Source organism: Nocardia sp. NPDC004582 (assembly GCF_053602115.1).
The window spans coordinates 1-5406 of the sequence record NZ_JBSGCY010000239.1 but is presented as its reverse complement, the minus strand read 5'-3'; the positions used below and the strand labels follow the sequence as shown (position 1 = coordinate 5406).

8 protein-coding genes are annotated in these 5406 nt (G+C 67.6%); 4 read left to right on the top strand and 4 right to left on the bottom strand.

Features of this window, described 5'->3' with window-relative positions:
* The coding region (gene mobA / locus ACWELJ_RS33105) for a molybdenum cofactor guanylyltransferase (protein WP_452370011.1) at positions 1–659 on the bottom strand (659 nt) is incomplete at its 3' end.
* Between the two features lie 354 nt (positions 660–1013).
* On the opposite strand from mobA, the gene ACWELJ_RS33100 reads away from it, so the two are divergent.
* Entirely contained in the window at positions 1014–1844 is an 831-nt protein-coding gene (locus tag ACWELJ_RS33100) for an MmyB family transcriptional regulator (RefSeq protein WP_452370010.1), read from the top strand.
* 43 nt (positions 1845–1887) lie between these two features.
* Here the strand turns inward: ACWELJ_RS33100 and ACWELJ_RS33095 are convergent, their stop codons facing one another.
* Positions 1888–2757: an alpha/beta fold hydrolase gene (locus tag ACWELJ_RS33095; RefSeq protein ID WP_452370009.1), complete on the bottom strand. Its 870-nt coding sequence runs from the start codon at positions 2755–2757 to the stop codon at positions 1888–1890.
* Between the two features lie 251 nt (positions 2758–3008).
* Here ACWELJ_RS33095 and ACWELJ_RS33090 point away from each other — a divergent pair, with 251 nt between their 5' ends.
* Together ACWELJ_RS33090 and ACWELJ_RS33085 are read left to right on the top strand one after the other, a co-directional pair.
* Complete coding sequence (locus tag ACWELJ_RS33090) at positions 3009–3443, top strand: hypothetical protein (RefSeq protein WP_379094243.1); 435 nt, start codon at positions 3009–3011, stop codon at positions 3441–3443.
* Between the two features lie 44 nt (positions 3444–3487).
* On the top strand, positions 3488–3781 hold the full coding sequence (locus tag ACWELJ_RS33085; protein ID WP_452370008.1) for a WhiB family transcriptional regulator: 294 nt from the start codon (positions 3488–3490) through the stop codon (positions 3779–3781).
* Positions 3782–3883: 102 nt separating this feature from the next.
* On the opposite strand, the gene ACWELJ_RS33080 is transcribed toward ACWELJ_RS33085, so the two are convergent.
* Positions 3884–4183, bottom strand: a complete 300-nt coding sequence (locus tag ACWELJ_RS33080) for an MGMT family protein (protein WP_452370007.1) — start codon at positions 4181–4183, stop codon at positions 3884–3886.
* 17 nt (positions 4184–4200) lie between these two features.
* Entirely contained in the window at positions 4201–4977 is a 777-nt protein-coding gene (locus ACWELJ_RS33075) for an alpha/beta fold hydrolase (protein ID WP_452370006.1), read from the bottom strand.
* Positions 4978–5128: 151 nt separating this feature from the next.
* On the opposite strand from ACWELJ_RS33075, the gene ACWELJ_RS33070 reads away from it, so the two are divergent.
* A partial coding sequence (locus ACWELJ_RS33070; protein ID WP_452370005.1) for a UvrD-helicase domain-containing protein occupies positions 5129–5406 on the top strand: 278 nt, incomplete at its 3' end.

Below are 5406 nucleotides of genomic sequence, written 5' to 3'. Positions count from 1 at the left end.
GTGGCGCGGCGCACCGGCAGCGGGGAGATGCTCCCGCGCAGCACATCCCGCGCCTCGTCGAGCCACAGCGGTTCGGCCGTGCGGGCCGCGCCGGTGCGAGCCCGGCGCACGTCCTCGGGGGTGTCGCAGTCCTCGACGCCGGGCAGCGCGACCATGGCCGTGTCCACCGGAACCAGCGCCTTCATCGGCCGGTTCACCAGGGAGTCCAGGGAATTCAGCGCCGCGTCCAGGGCGGCGCGCCGCCAGACGCCGACCAGGTACTGCGGGCGGCCCGAGGCGTCGGCGGCGAACACCGCGTCGCTGCCGGATTCCCTTGTGTGGGAAAGCAGTTCGCCCACCGCGGCGGCGGTGAGGAAGGGCATGTCCGCGGCCAGCACCACGATCAGCCCGGCCGGGAACTCGCACCCGGCCAGAGCGCCCAGACCGGCGGCGATGGCGGCGACGGGGCCGGCCCCGGCCGGTATCTCCTGTGCCTGAAGGACTTCCGGCGGCAGCTCGGGCCGGTGCGGTCCGACCACCACCGTGCGCGCGCAGCCGGCCACCGCGGTGAGCGCCGCGTCCAGCATCGATTGCCCGCCCACGACCAGCGCGGGCTTGTCCACTCCGCCCATCCGGCTGGCCTTTCCTCCGGCCAGCACGATGGCGTCGACGGGTGTCACGATCCCGTTCCCGGGTGGGTGAGTGTCAGGGGCTCACTGCGCATGGTTGAAGATCGTAGTGGCAGGCTGTTCAGGGACTGCCGGGCGCGCCGGAAACCTGCGCTTGCTAAGCAATTGCGGATAGTCGTTACGTTATGAGATGTGGCACGACACATAGTAGAAATGGTCTTGTTTTAACCTTCGGAACAATCGCATATGGCAGTATCCGAGTCGAGAACTGGCGGAGTATGCGGCGTTCGTCACAGTTCGCACCAGGCGTCACACCGGGTCCCACTGTCCGGAACCAGGAGGACTCAGAGCGATGAAGGTTGGTTTGCTGAGTGTTTGTGGAGAGGGAACGGCGTGGTGCTGGGCGTGAAACCGGATAGGGACTCGGACGATCTGAAGCCGCCGACCTTCGGATTGCTGCTGCGCCGGTTGCGTGATGCACGGGGCGTATCACGCGAAAGACTCGCGTTCAACGCCGGGGTGAGCGCCAGCTACATCAGTCATTTGGAGAAGGGCGATCGTGGCCACCCCACCCGCGAAGTGGTGGACGCGCTGCTGCGATATCTGGATCGAATAACCCCGCTGTCCGCTGTCGAGCGCCGCCATCTGCTCGATCTGGCCGGACTCGGCGTGAGCGAATTCCCGTCCGTGGAGCAGCTGCGCGCCGAAATCACCGACGACATGCGCCGCGCCCTCGAGCTGCACGAGCCGAATCTGGCGGCCTACGTCGATACGCGCTGGAATGTGCTGGCGTGCAACGAAAGCTACGCGCGGGCATTCCCGGGGCTGGAGCGCGACACCAATATTCTGCGCTGGTTCCTGGGCAACGACGCGGCGCGCGAGGTGATGGTCGAGTGGGAGGAAGAGGTCCGGCTCACCGTGCACTGGCTGCGCGGGCTGATCGCGAGCTCCGGTGATACCGCCTGGTCGGTTGAATTCCTCGCAGAACTCGGACGTTTCGGACTTTTTCGGGAAATGTGGGACGAGGGCATCGCCGCCTACGGACGGCCTCGCGCCACCATGCGCCTGCGTGATCGGGAGAGCGCCCGGCGCTTCGATATCGCGGTCCAGCTGTTCAGCGTCTTCAACGCCGCCTACCCCAGCCAGATCCAGATCTTCCTGGGCATTCCGAGCTGGCACGAGGCCGGGATCTCCGCCGATGAGACCGCCCTCGACGAGGGCGCCGACCGGCCGTGACCGCCATGGGCACGGCCCGCGGGACCACCGCGCGCTCGACCGGCTACCACGCGGCCTGAATCTCGCGCTGGGCCCGATTCTCGCGCGGGACCCGCGTGGTCGCCCACGGCGCCGACAGCGCCCGCGCCAGCCGGCTCTCCCGCCGCGCGGTGCACTGCTCGACCAGTCGGATCAGCAGGGGCGCAACCACTTCCGGATGGGTCCAGGCCGCCCCGTGCCCGGCGCCGGGAATGGTCACCACCCCGTCGGCGCCGGACAGCCCGGCGGTGAGCGCCTCGGACTTCTGGGACGTGCTGTTGCCGTCGTGACTGCCGCGCACCACCAGGGCCGGGGCGGTGATCTCGGATAGTCGGTGCAGCACCGAACGCCGGTCCATCAGGCAGCGCGCGGCGGGCATGATGGCCTGCCGGTCGGAGCTGTACCAGCGACTGGTCCAGGCCCGCCACTGCCGCGGATCGGTGCCGCCGATGAGCTGCGGCGCCAATTCGGCCACCAGCGGCGCCAGCGGCTCCGCTCCGGTCCAGCGTTCGAAGAATTCGCGGTAGTACGCCAATTCGGCCGGCGTGCAGGCGGTGGCCTCGGTATCGATCAGGGCCAGCCCCTGGACGCGTTCGGGCGCCAGCAATGCCATGCGCAATGCCGAGTAGCCGCCCTGGCTCATTCCGCCGATAACCGCTCGCTCGATTCCGAGTTCGTCGAGCACCGCCAATCCGTCGGCCGCCAGATCCCAATAGCTGAACGGTTCGCCATCGGGTGACTGCGTCCGGCCGTGGCAACGCGCGTCGACCGTTACGAGATTGATACCGGCGGCTGCCAAGGATTCGCGCATCGGATCGAACATCGACTCGTCCATGAAGAACCCGTGGGCGAGCAGTAGCGTGGGGCCGCTGACCTGGCTGGTGGTGTAATGCACTGTTGCTGAACCTGATCGCACATAAGGCATGGTCAGACCATAAACGGCGGAACACGCCACTCCCTATATGTTTGCCCGCGTGGTGCCAGGCACCCTGCGGTGCGGTTCCCGGCGGGTACCCACACTGGCCAGTGTCAGTACTGCTAGGGGTTTGCCCCAGATTGCCCCAAAACTGGACAACAAGATCACGGGGCCATTTAAATCAGCGCATGGCGCTTTTGGGACAAGCGCATTTTCAAGGGAGGAAACAAATGTTCGACGTCACCACGGCCCGGCGGAACGACTTCCGGATCGACCGCGGCGCGGGATTGCGGGAGTCGCTCGAAGGCCTGTTGCTCCATGACGGTGTCGGCCTCGACGCCCGTATGCGCCACGCGATCGCGGCGGTCGTTCATCTCGCGGTGGACGCGCCGCTGGGCATTCCGGAAGACGCCGAGGAATTCCTGGGCCGGCTGGACGCCTCGTGGTTGTTCGCCGCGTGGAATGACAGTGATCAGGAACTTTCTCTTCTGAATACCCTCGCGGGCGGCGAGGTTCCGGCATTGAGCTGGTGCGAACTCATGTTCACCACCGCGCTCGCGCCGTGGTCGGCTGCTCCGGCGGCCGTGCACGCCCGTCGCATCTTTGTCAATGGTGAGCAGGCGCGGTTGGCTGCGGTCAGTGGTGACTGCGGCATGGGCCGTTAAAAAACAAACCGCGCGTTTTTCTTTCTGAAACTTGTATTGAAGGGATGAGGATAGTGAAGCTGCTTTTCACCAATTTCGATGCCATGTTCGAATCTCTCGCCCGCCGTGACGGAGCCGACTCCGAATCCTGGCACCAGCAGGCCCTGTGCACCCAGACCGACCCCGAGGCATTTTTCCCCGACAAGGGCGGCTCCACCCGCGAGGCCAAGCGCATTTGCTCCTCGTGCGAGGTGCGCAAGGAATGCCTCGATTACGCGCTCAGTCACGATCAGCGTTTCGGCATCTGGGGCGGACTCTCGCCGCGTGAGCGCCGCCGCTTCGAGCGCGGCGCGGCCTGATGGCCGTTCCGGCCCGGCACTTTCGCCGATCCGGCCGGAGTTTTCCATGATTTTCGTTTGTAAGGGAAAGAATTCCTCCGTGGCCCGGGGCCGGTAGCCGGTTCAGTTCTCGAACCGGAACCGGGCCCGCCGCAGGTCCACGCGATCCCCGGCCAGCGGGCAGCCCTCGGCGGCCAGCTGGGCCAACTGCCGATGCGCCAAATGTGGTGCGGGCGTACCGTTTGCGCGCAGCACCCGATGCCAGGGCAGATCCGCGGCGTCGGTGCGCATGATCCAGCCCACCGTGCGCGGTGTGGACAAGCCCGCCGCGGCCGCGATATCGCCGTAGGTGGCGACCCGGCCGGGCGGAATCGCCGCCACCAATTCCCGCACCCGCTCGATTTCGGCTTCGCTGGATGGCATTTCACGTCTTCCTGGGATCAGAGCAGGGTGCGGACCAGTTCCGCGGTCCGCGCGGGGCGCGCCTGGGACACCATGTGGTCGCAGTCGAACTCGTGGACGGTGAGCCGCTCGCCCAGATGCGCGGACAGCGCCGCCCGGAAGTCCGGGGACACCAGCGGCGGATCCACCTTCATCGCCTGCACCATCACCGTCGGCAGATCACGCGGCGGCAGGACGAAGTCGCGGGCGATCTCGCCCCAGTAGGCGATGATCGCGGGCAGCGTCATCCGCCAGCCCACCCGGCCGTGCGCGGTGGGCACCAGATGCTCGGCCAGCTCGGCGTCCAGCACCGCGGCATCGAGCTCGCCCCACGCGGTCTCCAATTTGTCGAAGCGGGCCTGCTCGACGCTCTCGTAATCCGGCGACTCCAGCATGGAGGTCGCGATGCTCAGCATGCGCTCGGCGTCCAGGCCGATGGCCGGGTCCAGCAGCGCCAGACCGCGCACCAGATCCGGGCGGCGATGCGCCAGATGCACCGCGACGGCCGCGCCGAACGAATGCCCGAGCGCCACCACCGGTTCGCCGGCCTCGAGTTCCGGCAAAGCGGCGAGATCATCCACGATCGCCTCGAAGTCCCACGGCGGCACGCCGGGCGACCTCCCGTGCCCGCGCAGATCCGGTGCGATGATCCGGACATCGGGGAGATGTTCGTCGGCCAGCGCCTGCCAGCGCTTGCCGTGGCCCGTCAACCCGTGCAATGCCAGCACGACCGGACCGGTCGGGGGACCGAAACGATGAGTATGAAGCTCCACCACACGCCCATTCTGCTGCCTGCCCCCACCGCGGGACACCGCGGACCGCGCCCGCCCTGGTCGATCATGAACGTCTCGTGGAATGTGACAGGCGGCACGGACAACTCATGGCAAACGAAAACTGTCGGGCCGGTCTGTTGAAATAGCCGACGTGATGCGATCGGATAGCTCGGTGCGATTGGTGCGCCGAGCCGAGGCGGAGACACTCCCCCGGGAGTGGGACCCCGCCCTCCGGCCGCTCTTCCACGAGCTCGGCGCCGACCCCGGCTGGCAACCCTGGCACCTGCTCGGCGGGCCCGGCACCGGGAAGACCACGCTGCTGGCCGAGGTGGCCGCCGCCCGCATCCTGGCCGGAGCCGCCCCGGAATCGGTGCTGGTGCTCACCTACACCAAGCGGGCCGCCACCGCCGAACGCGAAGCCCCCACCGCCTT